Below are 21,187 nucleotides of genomic sequence, written 5' to 3' on the forward strand. Positions count from 1 at the left end.
AGCGGCCCGGTGTTTCCCGCGGGTTTCGATCAGTGGTCTAGACCGCTACGGCACTCCTCGATGACGACAGGAGCGCCGTTCAGAGCAGTCCGCGCGCCTTGAGGGCGAGGTAGTGGTCGGCGAGCGCCGGGGGCAGCTGCTCGGCGTCGGCGTCGACCACGTCGACGCCGAGGGCCCGCAGCATCCCGGCGGTGTGCAGCCGCCTGCCGAGCGAGCGGTGGGCGGCGGCCGCGTCGTACACCTCGTCGAGGGTGCCGTGCGCGGCCGCGAGCTGCTCGAGCGCGGGATCGCGGACCGAGGCGACGACCACCCGGTGGTGGGCGGTGAGCGCGGGCAGCACCGGGAGCAGGCCCTCCTCGACGGCGGACGGCTCGAGCGGGGTGAGCAGCACGACGAGCGCGCGCTGTCGGCCGAGTCCGGTCACCGCCCCGGCGAGCGCGGCCCAGTCGGCCTCGACGATCACCGGCTCGAGGTCCGCCATCGCCTCCTGGAGCGTGCCCGCGACGCCGCGGGACCGGGCTGCGCGGACCCGGCTGCGGACCCGGCGGTCGCCTGCGACGAAGTCGACCCGGTCGCCGGCCCGGGCGGCGAGGGCCGCGAGCAGGAGGGCGGCGTCCATCGCCGAGTCGAGGCGGGGTACGTCGCCGACCCGGCCGGCCGACGTGCGCGACGTGTCGAGGACCAGCACCACCCGGCGATCACGCTCCGGCTGCCAGGTGCGCACCACGACGGTGCGGTTGCGGGCGCTCGCACGCCAGTCGATCGAGCGGACGTCGTCGCCGCGGACGTACTCCCGCAGCGAGTCGAACTCCGTCCCCTGCCCGCGCACGCGCACCGCCGCGCGTCCGTCGAGCTCGCGCAGCCGCGCCAGTCGGCTCGGCAGGTGCTTGCGCGACTCGAAGGGCGGCAGCGACCGGAGCGTGCCGGGGACCGGCCGGGTCCGCTGGCGCGCGGCCAGGCCGAGCGGGCCGCGGAGTCGGACGGTGACCCCGAGCGCGCGGAGGTCGCCGCGGCGGCGGGGGAGCAGCGTGGTCTGCAGCACGGCCCGGGCACCCGGGGCGAGCGCGAGCCGGTGCCGGTCGCCCTCGGGGCCGGCGCTCGGCTGCCACGAGTCCCGCAGGACGCCGCGGACCCGGCGGCGGCCCTGGTTGCCGACCAGCAGCCGGGTCGAGGCCGGGTGCCCGAGCCGGACCGTGCCGACCGGTGGGCGCTCCACCACCACCGTCGCGGGCGACGGCGCCAGCGCGAGGTCGACGGCCACCAGGAGCAGGACGGCGAGGACCCAGAGCCAGACCGTGCCCTGCTCGGGTCGCAGCACGACCGCCGCCACCCCGAGGAGCAGCAGCAGCGGGACCCGGCCGGTGATCGCCACTAGCGCGGCACCGGGACCGATCCGAGCGCCGAGGCCAGCACCTGGGCGACCTGGACGCCCTCGAGCTCGGCCTCCGGACGCAGCCCGAGGCGGTGCACGAGGGTCGCGTGGGCGAGGGCCTTCACGTCGTCGGGCGTGACGAAGTCGCGGCCGGTCAGCCAGGCCCACGCCCGGGCGGAGTGGAGCAGCGCGGTCGCGCCGCGCGGGCTGACGCCGAGGCTGAGCGAGGGCGACTCGCGGGTGGCGCGGGCGATGTCGACGATGTAGCCCGCGACCTCCGGGCTGACCTGCACGCGCCCGACCGCGGCGCGGCCGGCGGCGATGTCGCCGGGACCGGCGACCGGCGTGATCCCGGCGCCCGCGACGTCGCGCGGGTCGAAGCCGTCGGCATGGCGGCGCAGGATCTCCAGCTCGGCCGCCCGGTCGGGCACCGGCAGCACGACCTTGAGGAGGAAGCGGTCCAGCTGCGCCTCGGGGAGCGGGTAGGTGCCTTCGTACTCGACCGGGTTCTGCGTCGCCGCCACGAGGAAGGGCTGCGGGAGCGGACGCGAGACACCGTCGACGGACACCGTGCCCTCCTCCATCGCCTCGAGCAGCGCGGACTGGGTCTTGGGTGGGGTCCGGTTGATCTCGTCGGCGAGCAGGAGGTGGGTGAAGATCGGACCCTCGCGGAAGGACAGCTCGCCCTGCCGGCTGTCGATCACCATCGAGCCGGTGATGTCGCCCGGCATCAGGTCGGGGGTGAACTGCACCCGGCGGGTGTCGACCGCGAGCGCGGCGGCCAGGCTGCGCACCAGGAGTGTCTTGGCCACCCCGGGCACGCCCTCCATCAGCACGTGCCCACCGCAGAGCAGCGCGACCAGCAGGCCGGACACCGCGGCGTCCTGGCCGACGACGGCCTTGGCGACCTCGGTGCGTACGGCGGTCAGTCGCTCGCGGGCCTCGTCGTGCTCCCCAACGGTCTCGGTCATGGGCGGCGTACCTCCTCGTCGAGCTCGGCCAGGCGTTCGGCGAGCGTGATCAGGTCGTGGTCGGTGGCGGGTGCCGGTGCGGTGGGACCCACCAGGGCGGCGATCTCGTCCACGGATCGGCCGGTGTGCCGGGCGAGGTCGCGGACGAGCGTGTCGGGGTCGGGCCGGGAGCCGAGCCGGAGCCGGTCGGCCGCCCGGGCCCGGGCCGCTCCGCGCAGGATGGCGGCGGCGTGCGCGCGGTCGCCGGCCTTGCGGTAGAGCCGGCCACGGCTGCGCGTGGTCTCGATGGCCCGGACCACCACCGGCAGCGGCTCGACGGCGAGCGGCCCGAGCCGCCGCGCCCGCCAGACCATGAGTGCCAGGACGGCGACCGCAGCCAGCCAGAGGGCCGGGCGCAGCCAGGACGGGAGCAGGGTCTGCAGGCTGACGCCGTCGTCGGCGACGAGGTCGTCGAGGCTCGGGACGTACCAGACGAGGCGGTCGCGACCGCCGAGCAGCCGCAGCGCGACCGCGGCGTTGTCAGCGCGGAGCACCTGGTCGTTGCTCAGCGCCTCTCCCGCGCCGAGCAGCCAGAGGTCCGGGCGCGGCTCCGCCAGCAGCGCGCCCGAGCCGCCGCGGAAGCAGCCGCCGTCGACGTCGTACTCGACCCCGTCGTCGACGGCCACCGCCAGCCCGGAGTACGACGGGTCCGCACAGCCGGCGGCGACGGCGTCGTCGAACGTGACCGCCTGCGGATCCGCACGCAGCCCGAGGGCGCGGGTCGGGCCCCGGCCCGGCTCGGTCAGCACGAGCCGTGCTCCGCGCGTGTGGTCGACGAGCCGGTCGAGCGTGCTCTGCCCGAGCTGGTCGGTCGAGGTCACCAGGACGGTGGTGTCGGCGCCGACCTCGGTGTCGTCGAGCGCGTCCGCGCTGCGCACGACCGTCACGTCGACGCCCTGGTCCTCCAGCACCCGCGCGACGGCCTGGGCGCCGGCGGGGTCGGGGTTGTCGGGGTCGAGCGCCGCGGACCGGACGCCGGCGCCGCCGGCCAGCAGCACGACGAGCACCGCGACGGCGAGGCCGATGCCCACGACCAGCGTGGACCGGTGGCGGCGCAGCCGACCGCCCCGCTTCGCGGGCGCCTCCGGCGTCAGGGTCGCGGTCACGACCACCCCCGCAGCACGTCGTCGAGCTCGAGCACGTCGCTCGCCTGGGCGGGGGTCGCCGGCCGGTCGCCGTAGAGCACCTGGTCGAAGAGGGCGGCGGTGCCCGCGACCCGGCCCCGGGCCTCCGGGTGCGCGGCGCCCACGGCGACGGCGACCTCGTGGGCGGTCGCACCGGGCAGGTCGTCGACGTATCCCTGCTCGGCCTGCCGGACCGCGAGGGCGCGGAAGCCGTCGACGACAGCGTCGCCGGCCCGACCCTCGGCGAGGGCACGCTCGGCCCGCCGGCGGAGCTCCTCGGCGCCGACGGTGCGGTCCTCGACCACCGCGCCCGGCCGTCCGGCCGCCCGCGCCGTACGACGGGCGCGGCCGAGCAACCAGGCGAGCGCGAGCCCGAGGGCGAGGAAGGCCACCATCGCCGCGAAGGCCGACACGGGCGGTGACTGCGACGCTCCGTGGATCGCGCCGTTGACCAGTCGGACGAGCGCGTCGTAGAGCTGCTGGAGCACGTCGCGCTGGTGGTACTCCGGGTGCGCGAGCTCGCCGCGGAGCAGCGCGTGCGCCTCGTCGGGGGAGGGGTCGAGCGGCGGCGTCACCGCGCGGTGATCCCGGCCTGGGCCATCAGCTCGACGTCGTAGGCCTCCTTGCGCATCCGCTGGTCGAGGTACTGCAGCGACGTGACCGCGGCGGTGAACGGCGCCACGAACGCCGACGACACGACGGTGCCGAGCGACTGGAGGACCACGAAGACCAGCACGGTGAAGCGGCTGTCGGGAAAGGCGAGCGGGATCACCTGGGCGCCGATCGAGAAGGGCACCGCGAGCAGGGACGCCGCGATCTGGGTGATCAGCGCGGTCAGCAGCGCGATCCCGAAGGTCCTCCAGAACTGCCGGCGGGTCAGCGCCCACCCGCGACCGATCGCCCCCGGGACCCGGGTGCGCTCGACCATCAGCGCCGGCACGGGCAGGTAGAACACCCGGATCCAGAGCCAGCTGAGGAGGGCGAGCACCGCCGGCACCGTGACGACGCCGAAGAGGACGATCGCCACGAGCGGCAGGGCCAGGACGACCACGACCCAGGCCGCGGCGTACAGGAGCACGATGCCGAGGCCGATGAGGGCCAGCAGCAGCGAGAGCCCGACCAGCCGCCAGCGCGAGCCGCGGGTCGCGGCCCAGGCCTCGCCCAGCGAGAGCCGGCGCCCGATCGCCGCCGCCGCGGTCACGTGGGCGACCATCCCGGTGACGAAGAGGAGCCCGATCGACTGCAGCACCGTGCCGAGCCCCAACGACCCGAACGCGCCGATGTAGCCGATCGTCTCGGCGGTGCTCACGTTGCCGTCGGACTGGTCCAGCGACAGGTCGACGAGCCCGGTCAGGATCGCGGTGACGACGATGGGGATCGCCATCGCCGCGCCGGTGACCAGTACGGCGGACCCGACGGTCGCGCGCGGGTTGAACCGGATGATCCGGAAGGCCGCGTCGTAGATGTCACCGAGGCCGAGCGGCCGCAGCGGCATCGCGCCGGGCTTGTGCGCCGCGCCGAGCATCCCGGGCTGGGGCGTCCACCCCACAGGCGGCGGCGCCCACCCGGCGGGTGACGGCGGTGGCGGCGCCCACGCGTGCGGAGCCGGCTCGGGTGGCGGGGTCCACCCGGGCGGTGGTGGGTACGACGGGCCGCCCGACATAGCGGCAACCGTAGAGCGTCAGCTGGTCGCGCGCTCGGCGAAGTGGCTCGGCAGCGCGCACGCGGTGTCGAGCTCGAGCACCCGGTTGAGCCGGCCGAAGGCCATCCACGACCCGATGCACATCGACAGCTCGACGATCTCGCGGTCGGTGTAGTGGGCGCGCATCCGGGTCCAGAAGCCCTCGTCGATGCCGTGGTGGTCCAGGGCGTAGCGCTCGGCGTACTCCGCGGCCAGCCGGGTCCGGTCGTCGAAGGCCGGCGTGGTGCGCCACTGCTCGACCGCCTCGGCGAAGCCGTCCTCGACCGTCACCCCGTCGCGCTCGGTGCGCCAGTCCTGGCAGAAGATGCACCCGTTGACCTGGGCGATCCGCAGCCGCGCTGCCTCGAACTCCCGCAGCCCGAGCGTGGAGTGCTCGTAGACGCTGGTGGAGAAGCGGGAGGCGGGGATGCCGATCTCGGGCACCATCTCCCCCCACACGTACATGATGGGATCCTTGTCCTCCGGCACCTCGACGATCACCGCAGCACCTCCTTCCGGGCCCCGGCGACCGCTCGGATAGCGCTCGAATAGAACGTGTTCTCGGACCCTGGCACGGGACCTTATCCGAGGGTCGGGACCTCGGCGAGGTTTCGATTTTGCTCCCCGCCCGATCTCTGCCAAGATAGTCCGGTTGCTTCGGCGGGTTGCCGGGGTGCGACACACATCTTGACTTCTGAATCGCGTCTCCCGATGGACACCTCCATCAGAGTGCTCAGTGGTCTGGCGTGCAGCCGCACCGAACCTGGAGACCCGATTCGTCCGACTGTGTGAAAGCTGAGTCGGACGCCACCAACACCAGCGAGATCCCGAGCGGTCCGTGTTTGTGCCCAGTGCGCGACACGCCCGACCGCGGGGGTCGGGCCGGAGGGGTGGGGAAGCGACCGGGACCGACTCAACCGGAGGACGTCCCGCACAGCACGCGGTACTGAACGAGTGAGGACGAGAGAGACCTATGGCGGGACAGAAGATCCGCATCAGGCTCAAGGCCTATGACCACGAGGTGATCGACACCTCGGCGCGCAAGATCGTGGACACGGTCACCCGCACGGGTGCCAAGGTCGCCGGCCCGGTGCCGCTGCCGACCGAGAAGAACGTGTACTGCGTGATCCGCTCGCCGCACAAGTACAAGGACTCCCGCGAGCACTTCGAGATGCGCACGCACAAGCGCCTCATCGACATCATCGACCCCACGCCGAAGACCGTCGACTCGCTGATGCGCCTCGACCTTCCTGCCGGCGTCGACATCGAGATCAAGCTCTGAGGTTCTGGACATGAGCACTTTCGAACGCAACGTGAAGGGCCTGCTGGGCACCAAGCTCGGCATGACCCAGGTCTGGGACGACAACAACCGCGTCGTCCCCGTGACCGTCATCGACGCCTCCGCCAACGTGGTGACGCAGGTCCGCACGCCCGAGACCGACGGCTACAACGCCGTCCAGGTCGGGTACGGCGAGATCGACGGCCGCAAGGTGACCAAGCCGCAGGCCGGTCACTTCGGCAAGGCCGGCACCACGCCGCGCCGCCACCTGGTCGAGATCCGCACCGCCCTCGCCACGGACTACACCGTCGGCCAGGAGCTGGCCGTCGACACCTTCGCCGCCGGCGAGGAGATCGACGTGACCGGCACCAGCAAGGGCAAGGGCTTCGCCGGCACGATGAAGCGTCACGGCTTCGCCGGCGTCTCCGCCTCGCACGGTGCGCACCGCAACCACCGCAAGCCGGGTTCGATCGGCGCGTGCGCCACCCCGGGTCGCGTGTTCAAGGGCGTCCGCATGGCCGGCCGGATGGGTAGCGACACCGTCACCACCCAGAACGTCACCGTGCACGCTGTCGACACCGAGAAGGGCCTGATCCTCCTCAAGGGCGCCGTCCCCGGCCCCAAGGGTGGTCTCGTGGTCCTCCGCTCGGCCGCCAAGAAGACGCAGGAGGTCTGAGCATGGCTACCACCGAGAAGCCCGCCGCCAAGAAGACCGCCGCGAAGAAGACCGCCGCGAAGAAGACCACCGCCGCCAAGGTGGCCAAGGTCGACCTTCCCGCCGAGATCTTCGACGTCGAGGTCAACGTCCCGCTGATCCACCAGGTCGTCGTGGCCCAGCAGGCCGCCGCGCGCCAGGGCACCCACGCCACCAAGACCCGCGGCGAGGTCCGCGGCGGTGGCAAGAAGCCCTACAAGCAGAAGGGCACCGGTCGCGCCCGCCAGGGTTCGACCCGCGCCCCGCAGTTCGCCGGCGGTGGCACCGTCCACGGCCCGCAGCCGCGCAGCTACGACCAGCGCACCCCCAAGAAGATGAAGGCCGCCGCCCTGCGCGGTGCCCTCTCCGACCGGGCGCGCAACGACCGCATCCACGTCGTCGAGTCGCTGATCGCCGCGGAGACCCCCTCGACCAAGTCGGCCCTGGCCGCCCTGGCGTCGATCTCCGAGCGCACCAACTTCCTCGTCGTGCTCGAGCGCACCGACTCCGTCACCTGGCTGTCGCTGCGCAACGCCCCCGAGGTGCACATCGTGGCCGTTGACCAGCTCAACACCTACGACGTGCTCGCGTCGGACGACGTGGTCTTCACCCAGGGCGCCTACGACGTCTTCGTGAACGGCAAGGCCAAGACCGAGGAGGCTGCCCAGTGAGCACCCTGCACAAGGACCACCGCGACATCCTGCTCGCGCCGGTCGTGTCCGAGAAGAGCTACAGCCTGCTCGACGCGAACAAGTACACCTTCCTGGTGCACCCGGACGCGAACAAGACCGAGATCAAGATCGCGGTCGAGAAGGTGTTCAACGTCAAGGTGACGTCGGTCAACACCATCAACCGCCCGGGCAAGACCCGTCGGACCCGCAACGGCATCGGCAAGCGCAAGGACACCAAGCGCGCCATCGTCAGCCTGGCCGAGGGCGACCGCATCGACATCTTCGGAGGTCCGGTCTCCTGACCGGGCGTGGAACGAGGACTGAAGACACATGGCTATCCGTAAGTACAAGCCGACTACCCCGGGCCGCCGCGGCTCGTCGGTCGCCGACTTCGTCGAGATCACCCGGACCACTCCGGAGAAGTCCCTGACGCGTCCGCTGCCGAAGAAGGGTGGCCGCAACAACCAGGGCCGGATCACCACCCGGCACCAGGGTGGCGGTCACAAGCGCGCCTACCGGATCATCGACTTCCGTCGCTACGACAAGGACGGCGTCCCGGCGAAGGTCGCGCACATCGAGTACGACCCCAACCGCACCGCGCGCATCGCGCTGCTGCACTACGCCGACGGCGAGAAGCGCTACATCATCGCGCCGAAGGACCTGGCGCAGGGCACGCGGGTGGAGTCCGGCCCCAACGCCGACATCAAGCCCGGCAACAACCTGCCGCTGCGCAACATCCCCGTCGGTACGACGATCCACGCCGTGGAGCTGCGTCCGGGCGGCGGCGCGAAGATCGCCCGCTCGGCCGGCAACAGCGCCCAGCTGGTCGCTCGTGAGGGCTCGCGCGCCACGCTGCGTCTGCCCTCGGGCGAGATGCGGTTCGTCGACGTGCGCTGCCGCGCCACCGTGGGCGAGGTCGGCAACGCCGAGCAGTCGAACATCAACTGGGGCAAGGCCGGCCGCATGCGGTGGAAGGGCAAGCGCCCGACCGTCCGTGGTGTGGTCATGAACCCGGTCGACCACCCGCACGGTGGTGGCGAGGGCAAGACCTCCGGTGGTCGCCACCCGGTCTCGCCGTGGGGCAAGCCCGAGGGCCGGACGCGCAAGCGCAAGGCCAGCGACAAGATGATCATCCGCCGTCGCAAGTCCGGCAAGGGTAGGAAGTAACTGACATGCCTCGCAGCCTGAAGAAGGGCCCCTTCGTCGACGACCACCTTCAGAAGAAGGTGGACGCCGAGAACGACAAGGGCACCCACAACGTCATCAAGACCTGGTCGCGCCGCTCCATGATCGTCCCGGACATGATCGGCCACACGATCGCGGTCCACGACGGTCGCAAGCACGTGCCGGTGTTCGTCACCGACGCGATGGTCGGCCACAAGCTGGGCGAGTTCGCCCCGACCCGCACCTACCGCGGGCACGTCAAGGAAGACCGGAAGGGACGCCGTCGATGAGCACCACCGACCGCCAGCGCGTGAGCGCCCGCCGCGAGTCGCTGCTCGGTGACCAGCCGGGCGCCTTCGCGAGCGCCCGCTACGCGCGGATCACCCCGATGAAGGCCCGCCGTGTCGTCGACATGGTCCGTGGTCTCCCCGTCGACGAGGCCCTGTCGCTGCTGCAGTTCGCGCCGCAGGCCGCCTCCGAGACCGTCTACAAGGTGCTGGAGAGCGCCATCGCCAACGCCGAGACCACCGAGGGTCTCGACCGCGGCGACCTGGTCGTCGCCAACGGCCAGGTGGACGAGGGCCCGACCATGAAGCGCTGGCGCCCCCGCGCCCAGGGCCGCGCGACCCGCATCAACAAGCGCACGAGCCACATCACGCTGGTCGTGCAGCCGGCCGACGCCGTCGCGCCGAAGAAGGGTGGAAAGAAGTAATGGGTCAGAAGATCAACCCGAACGGCTTCCGCCTCGGCATCTCGACCGACCACAAGAGCCGTTGGTACGCCGACAAGCTCTACAAGTCGTACGTCGGCGAGGACGTCGCCATCCGCAAGCTGCTCTCCAAGGGCATGGAGCGGGCCGGCATCGCCAAGGTGGAGATCGAGCGCACCCGTGACCGGGTCCGCGTCGACATCCACACCGCGCGTCCGGGCATCGTCATCGGTCGCCGTGGCGCCGAGGCCGACCGCATCCGCGGCGAGCTCGAGAAGCTCACCGGCAAGCAGGTCCAGCTGAACATCCTCGAGGTCAAGAACCCCGAGATCGACGCGCAGCTGGTCGCCCAGGGTGTCGCCGAGCAGCTCTCCGGCCGCGTGCAGTTCCGCCGCGCCATGCGCAAGGCGATGCAGACCTCGATGCGCTCCGGTGCCAAGGGCATCCGGATCCAGTGCTCCGGCCGCCTCAACGGCGCCGAGATGTCGCGCACCGAGTTCTACCGCGAGGGTCGCGTGCCGCTGCACACCCTGCGTGCCGACATCGACTACGGCTTCTACGAGGCCCGCACGACCTTCGGCCGGATCGGCGTGAAGGTCTGGATCTACAAGGGCGAGGTCGCCGGCACCCGTGCCGAGCGTCAGGCCCAGGCCGCCGCCCGCGCCGGTGTCCCCGGTCGCGGTGGTCGCCCCCAGCGTGGTGGCGAGCGTGGCGGCGACCGCCCGAGCCGCGGCTCGCGCGGTGACCGCCCGACGCGCGCCGACCGCGGCGCCGAGGCCCCGGCCACCGAGGCCCCCGCCGAGGCTGCTGCCCCGGCCGAGACCCCGAAGGAGGGCTGACCGACATGCTGATGCCCCGTCGTGTCAAGCACCGCAAGCAGCACCACCCCAAGCGGACCGGTGCGGCCAAGGGTGGCACGAAGCTCGCCTTCGGCGACTTCGGCATCCAGGCGGTCGAGGGTCACTACGTGACCAACCGCCAGATCGAGTCGGCGCGTATCGCGATGACCCGTCACATCAAGCGTGGCGGCAAGGTCTGGATCAACATCTACCCGGACCGCCCGCTGACCAAGAAGCCCGCCGAGACCCGCATGGGTTCCGGTAAGGGCTCGCCCGAGTGGTGGGTCGCGAACGTCAAGCCGGGTCGTGTCATGTTCGAACTCTCCGGTGTTTCCGAGGACATCGCTCGCGAGGCCATGCGTCGCGCGATGCACAAGCTCCCGATGAAGTGCCGCTTCGTCTCCCGTGAGGCAGGTGAATTCTGATGGCGACCAAGGCTCACGAGCTCGACGAGCTGAACGCCGTGGACCTCGAGGCGAAGCTGCGCGAGGCCAAGGAGGAGCTCTTCAACCTCCGCTTCCAGGCGGCCACCGGCCAGCTGGAGAGCCACGGCCGGCTCCGTACGGTCAAGAAGGACATCGCCCGGATCTACACCGTGGTGCGCGAGCGCGAGCTCGGCATCCGCGTGGCCCCGGGTCAGGACAGCAACAAGGATGGTGACGCATGAGCGAGCAGACCGCTGCGCGGAACGCCCGCAAGGTCCGTGAGGGCCTGGTCGTCAGCGACAAGATGGACAAGACCGTGGTCGTGTCCGTCGAGGACCGCGTCAAGCACGCGCTGTACGGCAAGGTCATGCGCCGCACGAGCAAGCTCAAGGCGCACGACGAGCAGAACGACTGCGGCGTCGGCGACCGGGTCCTGATCATGGAGACCCGTCCGCTGTCGGCCACCAAGCGCTGGCGCGTCGTCGAGATCCTCGAGCGCGCGAAGTAATTCACCCGTTCGGCCAGGCTCACCGCCCGCTGAGGCGATGAGAACCGGCACGACAACCAGGAGAAGAAATGATTCAGCAGGAGTCGCGACTCAAGGTCGCCGACAACACCGGTGCGAAGGAGATCCTCTGCATCCGTGTTCTCGGCGGCTCGGGTCGTCGCTACGCCGGGATCGGCGACGTCATCGTCGCCACCGTGAAGGACGCGATCCCCGGCGGCAACGTGAAGAAGGGTGACGTCGTCAAGGCGGTCGTCGTGCGCACCGTCAAGGAGCGTCGTCGCCCGGACGGTTCGTACATCCGCTTCGACGAGAACGCCGCCGTGATCCTCAAGAACGACGGTGAGCCGCGAGGCACCCGCATTTTCGGCCCCGTGGGCCGCGAGCTGCGCGAGAAGAAGTTCATGAAGATCATCTCGCTCGCGCCGGAGGTGCTCTGACTCATGGGCAAGAGCGTGAACATCAAGAAGGGCGACACCGTCAAGGTGATCGCCGGCAAGGACAAGGGCGCCGAGGGCAAGGTCATCAAGGTGCTCCGTGAGGAGCAGCGGGTGATCGTCGAGGGTGTCAACCGCATCAAGCGGCACACCAAGGTCGTCAACCAGGGCGGTCGCGCCGGCACCACCGGCGGCATCATCACCGCCGAGGCCCCGATCCACGTCTCCAACGTGATGCTCGTCGAGGGTGACGGCGTCACCCGCGTCGGCTTCCGCCGTGACGAGGTCACCAAGCGGCGTCCGGACGGCTCGACGTACACCTCGACGCGCAGCGTCCGCATCTCGCGCAAGACCGGCAAGGACATCTGATGACCGAGACCCAGACCACCGCCTCCGCCGCGGTGACCCCGCGTCTGAAGACCCGCTACCGCGAGGAGATCCTCCCCGCGCTGAAGAGCGAGTTCGAGATCGCCAACGTCATGCAGGTTCCCGGCCTGACCAAGATCGTGGTCAACATGGGTGTCGGCGAGGCCGCGCGCGACTCGAAGCTGATCGAGGGTGCGGTCAAGGACCTCACCGCGATCACCGGCCAGAAGCCGCTCGTGACCAAGGCCCGCAAGTCGATCGCGCAGTTCAAGCTGCGTGAGGGCATGCCGATCGGTGCGCACACCACGCTGCGCGGCGACCGGATGTGGGAGTTCCTCGACCGCCTGCTGTCGCTCGCGCTCCCGCGCATCCGCGACTTCCGCGGCCTGAACCCCAACCAGTTCGACGGCCGGGGCAACTACACCTTCGGTCTCACCGAGCAGGTCATGTTCCACGAGATCGACCAGGACCGGATCGACCGCTCCCGCGGCATGGACATCACGATCGTCACCACCGCCACCAACGACGAGCAGGGTCGCGCGCTGCTGAAGCAGCTCGGCTTCCCGTTCAAGGAGAACTGACATGGCGAAGACCGCCCTGAAGGTCAAGGCCGCTCGCAAGCCGAAGTTCGCCGTGCGCGGTTACACCCGCTGCCAGCGCTGCGGCCGGCCGAAGGCCGTCTACCGCAAGTTCGGCCTGTGCCGGATCTGCCTCCGGGAGATGGCCCACCGCGGCGAGCTCCCCGGCGTGACCAAGTCCTCCTGGTAACCACCTAACACGTTGAAGGTCGCCCAGGCCTCCGCTGCCGGCGCGAAACCACGACGAGAAAGAACCACATCATGACGATGACTGACCCGATCGCAGACATGCTCACCCGTCTGCGCAACGCCAACCAGGCGTACCACGACGCGGTGTCGATGCCCTACAGCAAGCTGAAGGCCGGCGTCGCGCAGATCCTCCAGCAGGAGGGCTACATCACGTCGTTCGACGTGAAGGAGCCGGCCGAGGGCGAGGTCGGCAAGACGCTGACCATCACGCTCAAGTACGGCCGCAACCGTGAGCGCTCCATCGCGGGCGTTCGCCGGATCAGCAAGCCCGGTCTCCGGGTCTACGCCAAGCACACGGGTCTCCCGAAGGTGCTCGGCGGCCTGGGCGTCGCGATCATCTCGACGAGCCAGGGCCTGCTGACCGACCGCCAGGCCAACCAGAAGGGCGTGGGTGGGGAAGTCCTCGCCTACGTCTGGTGACGACGAGAAACGCGAAGGAGTAGAAGAGCATGTCGCGCATTGGCAAGCTTCCGGTCGCGGTCCCGTCGGGCGTCGACGTCGCGATCGACGGCGCGCTGGTGACGGTCAAGGGCCCGAAGGGCACCCTGAGCCACACTGTCGCCGCGCCGATCACGGTCGAGAAGGGCGAGGGCGTCCTGGACGTCAAGCGTCCTGACGACGAGCGCCAGAGCAAGGCGCTCCACGGCCTGACCCGCACGCTGGTCAACAACATGGTCGTCGGTGTCACCGAGGGCTACGAGAAGAAGCTCGAGATCGTGGGCGTCGGTTACCGCGTCCTGTCGAAGGGCCCGACCCAGCTGGAGTTCCAGCTCGGGTACTCGCACCCGATCACGTTCAACGCCCCCGAGGGCATCACGTTCACGGTCGAGAACCCGACCAAGCTCGGTGTCCAGGGCATCGACAAGCAGCTCGTCGGTGAGGTCGCCGCCAACATCCGCAAGCTGCGCAAGCCCGAGCCGTACAAGGGCAAGGGCGTTCGCTACGCGGGTGAGCACATCCGCCGCAAGGTCGGAAAGGCTGGTAAGTGACCATGGCGATCTCGCTTTCGAACAACAAGCACACCGCTGCGCGCACCAAGTCGCGCCTGCGTCGTCAGGTCCGCGGTCGCAAGAAGATCGCCGGCACCGCCGAGCGTCCGCGCCTGGTGGTCACCCGTTCCTCGAAGCACATCACCGTCCAGGTCGTCGACGACCTCGTGGGCAAGACCCTCGCGTCTGCGTCCACCATGGAGGCGGACCTGCGTGGCTTCGACGGCGACAAGACCGCGAAGGCCAAGAAGGTCGGTGAGCTCGTCGCCGAGCGCGCCAAGACCGCGGGTGTCGAGGGCGTCGTCTTCGACCGCGCCGGCAACAAGTACCACGGCCGCATCGCGGCCCTCGCCGATGGCGCCCGTGCCGGCGGCCTGACCTTCTGATCGCGAAGACAGACAGAGAGAAGAGGAAAGTCTCATGAGCGGAGCCCAGCGCGGACAGCGCGGTGGCGAGCGCCGGGGCGGACGGGACGACCGTCGCGGCCAGGGCGCTGAGAAGACCGCCTACATCGAGCGCGTCGTCGCGATCAACCGTGTCGCCAAGGTCGTGAAGGGTGGTCGTCGCTTCAGCTTCACCGCCCTCGTGGTCGTCGGTGACGGTGAAGGTCTCGTCGGTGTCGGCTACGGCAAGGCCAAGGAGGTGCCCGCGGCGATCGCCAAGGGTGTCGAGGAGGCGAAGAAGCACTTCTTCCGCGTCCCCCGCATCCAGGGCACGATCCCTCACCCGGTCCAGGGTGAGAAGGCCGCCGGCGTCGTCATGCTGCGCCCGGCTGCGCCCGGTACCGGTGTCATCGCCGGTGGTCCGGTGCGCGCCGTGCTCGAGTGCGCCGGTATCCACGACATCCTGAGCAAGTCGCTCGGGTCGTCCAACCAGATCAACATCGTCCACGCGACGGTCGAGGCGCTCAAGATGCTCGAGCAGCCCGAGGCGGTTGCCGCGCGTCGTGGCCTCCCGGTCGAGGAGGTCGCCCCGGCGGCCCTCCTCAAGGCCCGTGTCGAGGTGCCGGCCGGTGTCTCGCAGGAGGTGTCTTCCTGATGGCGCAGCTCAAGGTCCGCCAGGACCGGGGCCTCGTCGGCCTCAAGAAGAACCAGCGCGAGACGCTGCGCACGCTCGGTCTCAAGCGGATCGGCGACGTGGTCGTCAAGGAGGACCGTCCGGAGATCCGGGGCATGGTCCAGACCGTCCGTCACCTCGTGACGGTCGAGGAGGTCGACTGACATGACGCTCAAGCTTCACCACCTGCGTCCGGCCCCCGGTGCCAAGACCGCAAAGACCCGCGTGGGTCGCGGTGAGGGCTCCAAGGGCAAGACCGCGGGCCGCGGTACCAAGGGCACCAAGGCTCGCTACCAGGTCCCGGCCGCCTTCGAGGGTGGCCAGATGCCGATCCACATGCGGCTCCCGAAGCTCAAGGGCTTCAAGAACCCGTTCAAGGTGGAGTTCCAGGTCGTGAACCTGGACCGCATCAACGACCTGTTCCCCGAGGGCGGCGCCATCACGGTCGACGACCTCGTCAAGAAGGGTGCCGTCCGCGACGGCCACCCGGTCAAGGTCCTCGGCCAGGGTGACCTGTCCGTCGCCGTCCAGGTGAGCGCCAACGCGTTCTCCGGCTCGGCGAAGGAGAAGATCGAGGCCGCGGGCGGAACCACCACCCTGGTGTGAGTCGTTTCCATCACGTACCAGTGCTGAGGGCGCGGATCGTCCTGTCCCTGACAGGAGGATCCGCGCCTGACGCGCATTCGGGGGGCTGTGTGCGGCCTGTTAGGCTTCCCCGGGTCCTTGCGAGTCCATCGCGAGGGCCGCTTCACGCTTGGAGAAAGAGGATCTCGTGCTGAGCGCGTTCGCGAACGCTTTCCGGACCCCGGACCTGCGGCGGAAGCTGCTGTTCGTCCTGCTGATCATCACGATCTTCCGGCTCGGATCGCAGATCCCGACCCCCGGTGTGGACGTCGGCAACGTCCGGGCCTGTGTGGACATCGCCAAGGAAGGCGACAGCGCCGGGCTCTACAACCTGGTCAACCTCTTCTCCGGCGGCGCACTCCTGCAGCTGACCATCTTCGCGCTCGGCATCATGCCGTACATCACCGCGAGCATCATCCTGCAGCTCCTCGTCGTCGTGATCCCGCGCCTGGAGGCCCTCAAGAAGGAGGGCCAGTCCGGGCAGACCAAGATCACCCAGTACACCCGCTACCTCACGCTGGGCCTGGCCGTGCTCCAGGCGACCGGCATCGTCGCGCTCGCCCGCTCGGGCAACCTGCTGCAGGGCTGTGACCAGAGCCTGCTCCACAGCAACGGCACCGAGACCTTCTTGACCATGGTGGTCGTGATGACCGCCGGCACCGCGGTGATCATGTGGCTCGGCGAGCTCATCACCGAGCGCGGCATCGGCAACGGCATGTCGCTGCTGATCTTCACCCAGGTCGTCTCCGGCTTCCCGTCCTCGCTGTGGACAGTCCAGCAGTCGAAGGGCTGGTGGGTCCTCGGCATCATCCTGGTCATCGGCCTGGTCGTCGTGGCCGCGGTCATCTTCGTCGAGCAGGCCCAGCGCCGGATCCCGGTCCAGTACGCGCGCCGCATGGTCGGTCGCAAGATGTTCGGCGGCAGCTCGACGTACATCCCGCTGAAGGTCAACCAGGCCGGTGTCATCCCGGTGATCTTCGCGTCGTCGCTGCTCTACCTGCCGGCGATGATCGTGCAGTTCAACCAGAACTCCAGCTCGACCGTGCTCACCTGGATCAACGAGCACCTCGTGCGCGGCGACCACCCGCTCTACATGCTCCTGTTCTTCCTCCTGATCGTCTTCTTCACCTACTTCTACGTCTCGATCACCTTCAACCCGCAAGAGGTGGCCGACAACATGAAGAAGTACGGCGGCTTCATCCCCGGGATCCGGGCGGGCAAGCCGACCGAGGAGTACCTCTCCTACGTCCTGTCCCGCATCACGCTGCCCGGTGCGCTCTACCTCGGCCTCATCGCGCTCATCCCACTCATCGCGTTCGCGGTCATCGGCGCCAACCAGAACTTCCCGTTCGGTGGCACCAGCATCCTGATCATGGTCGGTGTCGCGCTCGACACCGTGAAGCAGATCGAGAGCCAGCTGCAGCAGCGCAACTACGAAGGGTTCCTGCGGTAATCCGATGCGTCTGATCATCATGGGCCCGCCCGGCGCCGGTAAGGGCACTCAGGCCAAGTTCATCGCCGAGCACTTCAAGATCCCCGCGATCTCGACCGGCGACATCTTCCGGGCCAACGTCTCCGAGGGCACGCCGCTGGGCCTCGAGGCCAAGCGCTACATGGATGCGGGGGAGTACGTCCCCGACGAGGTCACCAACCTCATGGTCCGCAACCGCATCGACGAGCCCGACGCGGTCTCCGGCTTCCTCCTCGACGGCTACCCGCGCACCCTCGCGCAGGTCGAGGAGCTCGACGGGATGATCAACTTCACCGGTCACCGCCTCGACGCCGTCGTCTGCCTCACCGTCGACCAGGACGAGATCGTGGGCCGGCTGCTGCAGCGTGCCCAGGTCGAGGGTCGCGCCGACGACACCGAGGACGTCATCCGGCGGCGGCAGGAGGTCTACCTCGAGCAGACCGAGCCGCTGATCGAGGTCTACAAGCAGCGCGGCATCGTCGTCGAGATCGACGGCATGGGCGAGGTCTCCGACGTCACCTCCCGCATCTTCGAAGCCCTGGATCAGACACCCGAGTCCTGAACCGTCATGACGCACGCTGCCTTCGTTGTCGTCGCTCGACGGCCCGCTCCGCTTGAAGGCCGCCTTCGCTCCTCCGCCTTGGCATCGCACGCCCTGACGGTCCAGGGGACCTGATGGGATTTCTCGACCGCGGCGTCGAGATCAAGACGCCCGCACAGATCGACGGGATGCGGAAGGCCGGCCTGGTGGTCGGCCGCACCCTCGAGCTGCTGCGCGGCAGCGTGCGTGCCGGCATCTCGACCGGTGAGCTCGACGCGATCGCCGAGGACAGCATCCGCTCGTCGGGCGCGACCCCGTCGTTCCTGGGCTACCAGGGCTTCCCCGCCTCGATCTGCGCGTCGGTCAACGACGAGGTCGTCCACGGGATCCCCGGCGGCCGGGTGCTCGCAGACGGTGACCTCGTCTCGATCGACTGCGGCGCGATCGTCGACGGGTGGCACGGCGACGCCGCGATCACCGTCGCCGTCGGCGCCGTGCCCGGCGAGCTGACCGAGCTGATGCGGGTCACCGAGGAGGCGATGTGGCGTGGCATCGCCGCCGCCCGCATCGGCGGCCGGGTCACCGACATCTCGTACGCCGTCGAGCAGCACGTCCGCGGGCAGGGCCGCTACGGCATCGTCGAGGACTACACCGGGCACGGCATCGGCTCGGCGATGCACCAGCCGCCGGACGTCCCCAACTACGGCAAGCCCGGCAAGGGCCCGCGGATCGTCGAGGGCCTCGCGCTCGCGGTCGAGCCGATGATCACCCTCGGCACCAAGGACACCGACGTGCTCGACGACGACTGGACGGTGATCACCACCGACGGCAGCCGGGCCGCCCACTTCGAGCACACCTTCACCGTGACCCCCACCGGTCACTGGGTGCTCACCGCGGTCGACGGCGGCGAGGAGCAGCTGACCGCGCTCGGCGTCGCCTTCGGGGGACGCTGACCCATGTGACAGGATGGGCACCGCAGAGGGGAGTACTCCTTCGCCGCGGGCTCGTCAGCACGTGCGCCTCCGGGCGCTCCGGTCCCGTGGGTCGCCGTACCTCGCGTCACGGTGGCGGAAGAGACCTCTGACGGTCCGCCGTCCCCCCTCGCAAGGAGCTGAAGCCCGTGGAGATCTCCACCCTGGAATGGGCAGTCACGATCGCCGTCACCTGTGCCGTGCTGCTCTTCGACGTCATCGTCATCGCCCGCCACCCGCACGAACCGTCGTTCAAGGAGTGCGCGGTCGCGCTGACCGTCTACATCGGCGCCGCCGTCCTCTTCGGCGCGTGGATCTGGTTCGACCACGGCCACGACATGGGCATCCAGTTCTACACGGGCTGGCTGACGGAGTACTCCCTGTCGATCGACAACCTCTTCGTCTTCATCATCCTGATGGCGGCGCTGCGGGTCCCCCGGGAGTACCAGCAGGAGGCCCTCATGGTGGGCATCATCCTGGCGCTCGTCTTCCGCGGCATCTTCATCGCGCTGGGCTACCAGCTGATCAACAACTTCAGCTGGGTCTTCTACCTCTTCGGCGCGTTCCTCGTGTACACGGCGTACACGCTGGTGAAGAGCTACCGGGCCCACGAGGACGAGCACCCGGAGGAGAACCGGGTGGTGAAGTTCGCGCAGAGCCACCTCAACGTCGGCGAGGAGTACCACGGCCTCAAGCTCTGGTACCGCCAGAACGGCGCCCGCTTCGTCTCGCCGATGCTGATCGTGATCATCGCGCTCGGCACCACCGACCTGCTCTTCGCGCTCGACTCGATCCCGGCGATCTTCGGCATCACCCAGGAGCCCTACCTGGTCTTCACCGCCAACGTCTTCGCGCTGATGGGTCTGCGGCAGCTCTACTTCCTGCTCGGTGGGCTGCTCAAGCGGCTGGTCTACCTCTCGCTGGGACTGGCGTTCATCCTCGCCTTCATCGGGGTGAAGCTGGTGCTGCACGCGCTCCACGAGAACGAGGTGCCCTTCATCAACGGCGGCGACCACGTGTCCGTCCCCGACATCTCGTCCCTGCTCAGCCTCGCCGTCATCATCGTGACCCTCGTCGTCACCGGCGTCGCGAGCATCGTCGCGTCGCGGCGGATGACCGACGACGAGATCGAGGAACGCACGATCTGAGCGCCGGCGTCTCGAGACCGACCGTCCACGGCTCGGAATAGTCGCCGGCGTCCGGGCCGTTGACCCGGGGTGAGTGATCGCGAGCTGTCCCTGTCCGTGCTCGACCTGGTGCCGGTGCGCACCGACCAGGCGACGCCGGACGCGGTGGCCGCGACGCTCGCCCTGGCCCGCACCGCCGACGAGCGCGGGTACACCCGCTACTGGCTCGCCGAGCACCACAACATGCCGGCCGTCGCGGCCACCAACCCGCCGGTGCTCATCGGCCTCGTGGCCGGGGCGACCGAGCGGATCCGGGTCGGCTCCGGCGGGGTGATGCTGCCCAACCACGCCCCGCTCGTGGTCGCCGAGCAGTTCGCGCTGCTCGAGGCCGCGTTCCCCGGACGGATCGACCTCGGCATCGGCCGGGCCCCGGGCAGCGACCCGGTCACGTCGTACGCCCTGCGCCACGGCGCCGGTGGCGTGAGCGACGAGGCCGTCACCCACTTCCCCGAGTACGTCGACAACGTGCTCGCGATGATGTCGCCCGAGGGCGTCGGCCTGGGGATCCAGGGCCGGACCTACCCGCTGCGGGCGACGCCGCAGGCCGAGTCGGTGCCGACCATCTGGCTGCTCGGCTCCTCCGAGTACTCCGCCCGGCTGGCCGCGGAGAAGGGCATGCCCTACGTGTTCGCCCACCACTTCTCCGGCAACGGCACCGCCGAGGCGCTCGCGCTCTACCGGCAGGCCTTCCGGCCCTCGCCCGAGCAGGACGCGCCGCGGACCTTCCTGACCGTGAACGTCGTGGTCGCCGAGACCACCGAGGAGGCGCGCCGGCTGGCGCTGCCGCAGCTCCAGGCCATGCTCGCCCTGCGCACGGGCGGCGACCTCCAGCCCCAGCGGCTGGTCGAGGAGGCCGAGAAGGTCGAGCTCCCGCAGGCGCACCTCGACCTCATGGACGCGATGGCGCAGCGCTGGGTGATCGGCGACCCGGCGAGCGCCCGTGCCCGGCTCGAGGAGCTGGCGGCGACGTACGACGTCGACGAGGTGATGGTCCACCCGGTCGCGGGTGCCTGGACCGGCACCGAGGCGGGCCGCAGCCCCGCCCGCGAGGAGACCCTGCGCCTGCTGGCGCCCTGATCGGGCGGTCACCGGAGGGCGGCTCCGGGCAATTCGTGTTTCCGCGCCGTTTCCGACTAGACTGGCGTGTCGGCCCAACGTGGGTCTGCTCCGTGGTGCCTCGCGGCTGCCCGAGCACGGGATGAATCACTCTCGAGTGGCTCGCTCACGTGCGCGGGAAATGAGGTC

The 21,187-nt window shown here is 70.0% G+C and carries 32 protein-coding genes; 26 read left to right on the top strand and 6 right to left on the bottom strand.

From position 1 onward, the window contains the following. Positions 1-79 precede the first annotated feature (79 nt). The 6 genes from K8U61_RS15690 to K8U61_RS15715 form a co-directional block, all read right to left on the bottom strand. Positions 80-1,372 (bottom strand): DUF58 domain-containing protein, encoded by a 1,293-nt coding sequence (locus K8U61_RS15690; protein ID WP_224123986.1) that lies wholly within the window; start codon positions 1,370-1,372, stop codon positions 80-82. Beyond that, positions 1,372-2,343, bottom strand: a complete 972-nt coding sequence (locus K8U61_RS15695; protein ID WP_224123987.1) for an AAA family ATPase — start codon at positions 2,341-2,343, stop codon at positions 1,372-1,374. Before K8U61_RS15695 ends, K8U61_RS15690 begins: the two co-directional genes overlap by 1 nt. After that, on the bottom strand, positions 2,340-3,488 hold the full coding sequence (locus K8U61_RS15700) for a DUF4350 domain-containing protein (RefSeq protein ID WP_224123988.1): 1,149 nt from the start codon (positions 3,486-3,488) through the stop codon (positions 2,340-2,342). Before K8U61_RS15700 ends, K8U61_RS15695 begins: the two co-directional genes overlap by 4 nt. Further along, positions 3,485-4,081: a DUF4129 domain-containing protein gene (locus K8U61_RS15705; RefSeq protein ID WP_224123989.1), complete on the bottom strand. Its 597-nt coding sequence runs from the start codon at positions 4,079-4,081 to the stop codon at positions 3,485-3,487. The genes K8U61_RS15700 and K8U61_RS15705 overlap by 4 nt, the downstream gene beginning before the upstream one ends. Continuing rightward, a complete protein-coding gene (locus K8U61_RS15710; protein WP_224123990.1) occupies positions 4,078-5,055 on the bottom strand; it encodes a hypothetical protein in 978 nt (325 codons plus the stop codon). Before K8U61_RS15710 ends, K8U61_RS15705 begins: the two co-directional genes overlap by 4 nt. Before the next feature lie 132 nt (positions 5,056-5,187). Further along, a complete protein-coding gene (locus K8U61_RS15715; protein ID WP_224123991.1) occupies positions 5,188-5,688 on the bottom strand; it encodes a carboxymuconolactone decarboxylase family protein in 501 nt (166 codons plus the stop codon). A 472-nt stretch (positions 5,689-6,160) separates the two neighbouring features. On the opposite strand from K8U61_RS15715, the gene rpsJ reads away from it, so the two are divergent. The 26 genes from rpsJ to K8U61_RS15845 all read left to right on the top strand — a co-directional run bounded on the left by rpsJ (position 6,161) and on the right by K8U61_RS15845 (position 21,019). Further along, on the top strand, positions 6,161-6,469 hold the full coding sequence (gene rpsJ / locus K8U61_RS15720; protein WP_008360994.1) for a 30S ribosomal protein S10: 309 nt from the start codon (positions 6,161-6,163) through the stop codon (positions 6,467-6,469). A gap of 10 nt (positions 6,470-6,479) precedes the next feature. Continuing rightward, positions 6,480-7,142 (top strand): 50S ribosomal protein L3, encoded by a 663-nt coding sequence (rplC, locus tag K8U61_RS15725; protein WP_224123992.1) that lies wholly within the window; start codon positions 6,480-6,482, stop codon positions 7,140-7,142. A gap of 80 nt (positions 7,143-7,222) precedes the next feature. Continuing rightward, positions 7,223-7,831 carry a 50S ribosomal protein L4, sunset domain variant gene (rplD, locus tag K8U61_RS15730; RefSeq protein WP_443680303.1) on the top strand — a complete coding sequence of 203 codons (609 nt, stop codon included), beginning with the start codon at positions 7,223-7,225 and terminating at the stop codon, positions 7,829-7,831. Beyond that, complete coding sequence (gene rplW, locus K8U61_RS15735) at positions 7,828-8,133, top strand: 50S ribosomal protein L23 (protein WP_224123994.1); 306 nt, start codon at positions 7,828-7,830, stop codon at positions 8,131-8,133. The genes rplD and rplW overlap by 4 nt, the downstream gene beginning before the upstream one ends. A gap of 28 nt (positions 8,134-8,161) precedes the next feature. Then, positions 8,162-8,998: a 50S ribosomal protein L2 gene (gene rplB / locus K8U61_RS15740; RefSeq protein ID WP_224123995.1), complete on the top strand. Its 837-nt coding sequence runs from the start codon at positions 8,162-8,164 to the stop codon at positions 8,996-8,998. A gap of 5 nt (positions 8,999-9,003) precedes the next feature. Further along, entirely contained in the window at positions 9,004-9,285 is a 282-nt protein-coding gene (gene rpsS / locus K8U61_RS15745; RefSeq protein ID WP_224123996.1) for a 30S ribosomal protein S19, read from the top strand. Continuing rightward, on the top strand, positions 9,282-9,707 hold the full coding sequence (gene rplV, locus K8U61_RS15750; protein ID WP_224123997.1) for a 50S ribosomal protein L22: 426 nt from the start codon (positions 9,282-9,284) through the stop codon (positions 9,705-9,707). The genes rpsS and rplV overlap by 4 nt, the downstream gene beginning before the upstream one ends. Then, positions 9,707-10,543 carry a 30S ribosomal protein S3 gene (gene rpsC / locus K8U61_RS15755; protein WP_224123998.1) on the top strand — a complete coding sequence of 279 codons (837 nt, stop codon included), beginning with the start codon at positions 9,707-9,709 and terminating at the stop codon, positions 10,541-10,543. The genes rplV and rpsC overlap by 1 nt, the downstream gene beginning before the upstream one ends. Positions 10,544-10,548: 5 nt before the next feature. Further along, positions 10,549-10,968, top strand: coding sequence for a 50S ribosomal protein L16 (gene rplP / locus K8U61_RS15760; RefSeq protein WP_224123999.1), 420 nt, complete (start codon positions 10,549-10,551; stop codon positions 10,966-10,968). Then, the gene (rpmC, locus tag K8U61_RS15765; protein ID WP_443680304.1) at positions 10,965-11,210 is read left to right on the top strand and encodes a 50S ribosomal protein L29; all 246 of its coding nucleotides are present in this window, start codon (positions 10,965-10,967) and stop codon (positions 11,208-11,210) included. The genes rplP and rpmC overlap by 4 nt, the downstream gene beginning before the upstream one ends. Further along, entirely contained in the window at positions 11,207-11,476 is a 270-nt protein-coding gene (rpsQ, locus tag K8U61_RS15770) for a 30S ribosomal protein S17 (protein ID WP_224124000.1), read from the top strand. The genes rpmC and rpsQ overlap by 4 nt, the downstream gene beginning before the upstream one ends. A gap of 68 nt (positions 11,477-11,544) precedes the next feature. Beyond that, positions 11,545-11,913: a 50S ribosomal protein L14 gene (rplN, locus tag K8U61_RS15775; RefSeq protein ID WP_011757324.1), complete on the top strand. Its 369-nt coding sequence runs from the start codon at positions 11,545-11,547 to the stop codon at positions 11,911-11,913. 3 nt (positions 11,914-11,916) lie between these two features. Beyond that, positions 11,917-12,279: a 50S ribosomal protein L24 gene (gene rplX, locus K8U61_RS15780; RefSeq protein ID WP_224124001.1), complete on the top strand. Its 363-nt coding sequence runs from the start codon at positions 11,917-11,919 to the stop codon at positions 12,277-12,279. Next, entirely contained in the window at positions 12,279-12,857 is a 579-nt protein-coding gene (rplE, locus tag K8U61_RS15785; RefSeq protein WP_224124002.1) for a 50S ribosomal protein L5, read from the top strand. The genes rplX and rplE overlap by 1 nt, the downstream gene beginning before the upstream one ends. 1 nt (position 12,858) lies before the next feature. After that, complete coding sequence (locus K8U61_RS15790) at positions 12,859-13,044, top strand: type Z 30S ribosomal protein S14 (protein ID WP_011757321.1); 186 nt, start codon at positions 12,859-12,861, stop codon at positions 13,042-13,044. A 71-nt stretch (positions 13,045-13,115) separates the two neighbouring features. Further along, positions 13,116-13,523 carry a 30S ribosomal protein S8 gene (gene rpsH / locus K8U61_RS15795; RefSeq protein ID WP_224124003.1) on the top strand — a complete coding sequence of 136 codons (408 nt, stop codon included), beginning with the start codon at positions 13,116-13,118 and terminating at the stop codon, positions 13,521-13,523. Positions 13,524-13,552: 29 nt separating this feature from the next. After that, entirely contained in the window at positions 13,553-14,092 is a 540-nt protein-coding gene (rplF, locus tag K8U61_RS15800) for a 50S ribosomal protein L6 (RefSeq protein WP_224124004.1), read from the top strand. A 2-nt stretch (positions 14,093-14,094) separates the two neighbouring features. Continuing rightward, a complete protein-coding gene (gene rplR, locus K8U61_RS15805) occupies positions 14,095-14,478 on the top strand; it encodes a 50S ribosomal protein L18 (protein ID WP_224124005.1) in 384 nt (127 codons plus the stop codon). A 34-nt stretch (positions 14,479-14,512) separates the two neighbouring features. Beyond that, positions 14,513-15,130, top strand: a complete 618-nt coding sequence (gene rpsE, locus K8U61_RS15810) for a 30S ribosomal protein S5 (protein ID WP_224124006.1) — start codon at positions 14,513-14,515, stop codon at positions 15,128-15,130. Continuing rightward, positions 15,130-15,312 carry a 50S ribosomal protein L30 gene (gene rpmD / locus K8U61_RS15815; protein ID WP_028636394.1) on the top strand — a complete coding sequence of 61 codons (183 nt, stop codon included), beginning with the start codon at positions 15,130-15,132 and terminating at the stop codon, positions 15,310-15,312. The genes rpsE and rpmD overlap by 1 nt, the downstream gene beginning before the upstream one ends. Before the next feature lies 1 nt (position 15,313). Continuing rightward, the gene (gene rplO, locus K8U61_RS15820; RefSeq protein WP_224124007.1) at positions 15,314-15,754 is read left to right on the top strand and encodes a 50S ribosomal protein L15; all 441 of its coding nucleotides are present in this window, start codon (positions 15,314-15,316) and stop codon (positions 15,752-15,754) included. A gap of 166 nt (positions 15,755-15,920) precedes the next feature. Next, positions 15,921-17,225 carry a preprotein translocase subunit SecY gene (secY, locus tag K8U61_RS15825; protein WP_224124008.1) on the top strand — a complete coding sequence of 435 codons (1,305 nt, stop codon included), beginning with the start codon at positions 15,921-15,923 and terminating at the stop codon, positions 17,223-17,225. A 4-nt stretch (positions 17,226-17,229) separates the two neighbouring features. Next, positions 17,230-17,805, top strand: a complete 576-nt coding sequence (locus K8U61_RS15830) for an adenylate kinase (RefSeq protein WP_224124009.1) — start codon at positions 17,230-17,232, stop codon at positions 17,803-17,805. Between the two features lie 113 nt (positions 17,806-17,918). After that, positions 17,919-18,737 (top strand): type I methionyl aminopeptidase, encoded by an 819-nt coding sequence (gene map / locus K8U61_RS15835; RefSeq protein ID WP_224124010.1) that lies wholly within the window; start codon positions 17,919-17,921, stop codon positions 18,735-18,737. Positions 18,738-18,904: 167 nt separating this feature from the next. Further along, on the top strand, positions 18,905-19,903 hold the full coding sequence (locus K8U61_RS15840) for a TerC family protein (protein ID WP_224124011.1): 999 nt from the start codon (positions 18,905-18,907) through the stop codon (positions 19,901-19,903). Between the two features lie 69 nt (positions 19,904-19,972). Continuing rightward, positions 19,973-21,019: an LLM class flavin-dependent oxidoreductase gene (locus K8U61_RS15845; RefSeq protein ID WP_224124012.1), complete on the top strand. Its 1,047-nt coding sequence runs from the start codon at positions 19,973-19,975 to the stop codon at positions 21,017-21,019. The last annotated feature ends 168 nt before the right edge of the window (positions 21,020-21,187 follow it).

It is taken from the genome of Nocardioides mangrovi (assembly GCF_020073815.1).
GTDB classification, from domain to species: Bacteria; Actinomycetota; Actinomycetes; order Propionibacteriales; family Nocardioidaceae; genus Nocardioides; species Nocardioides mangrovi.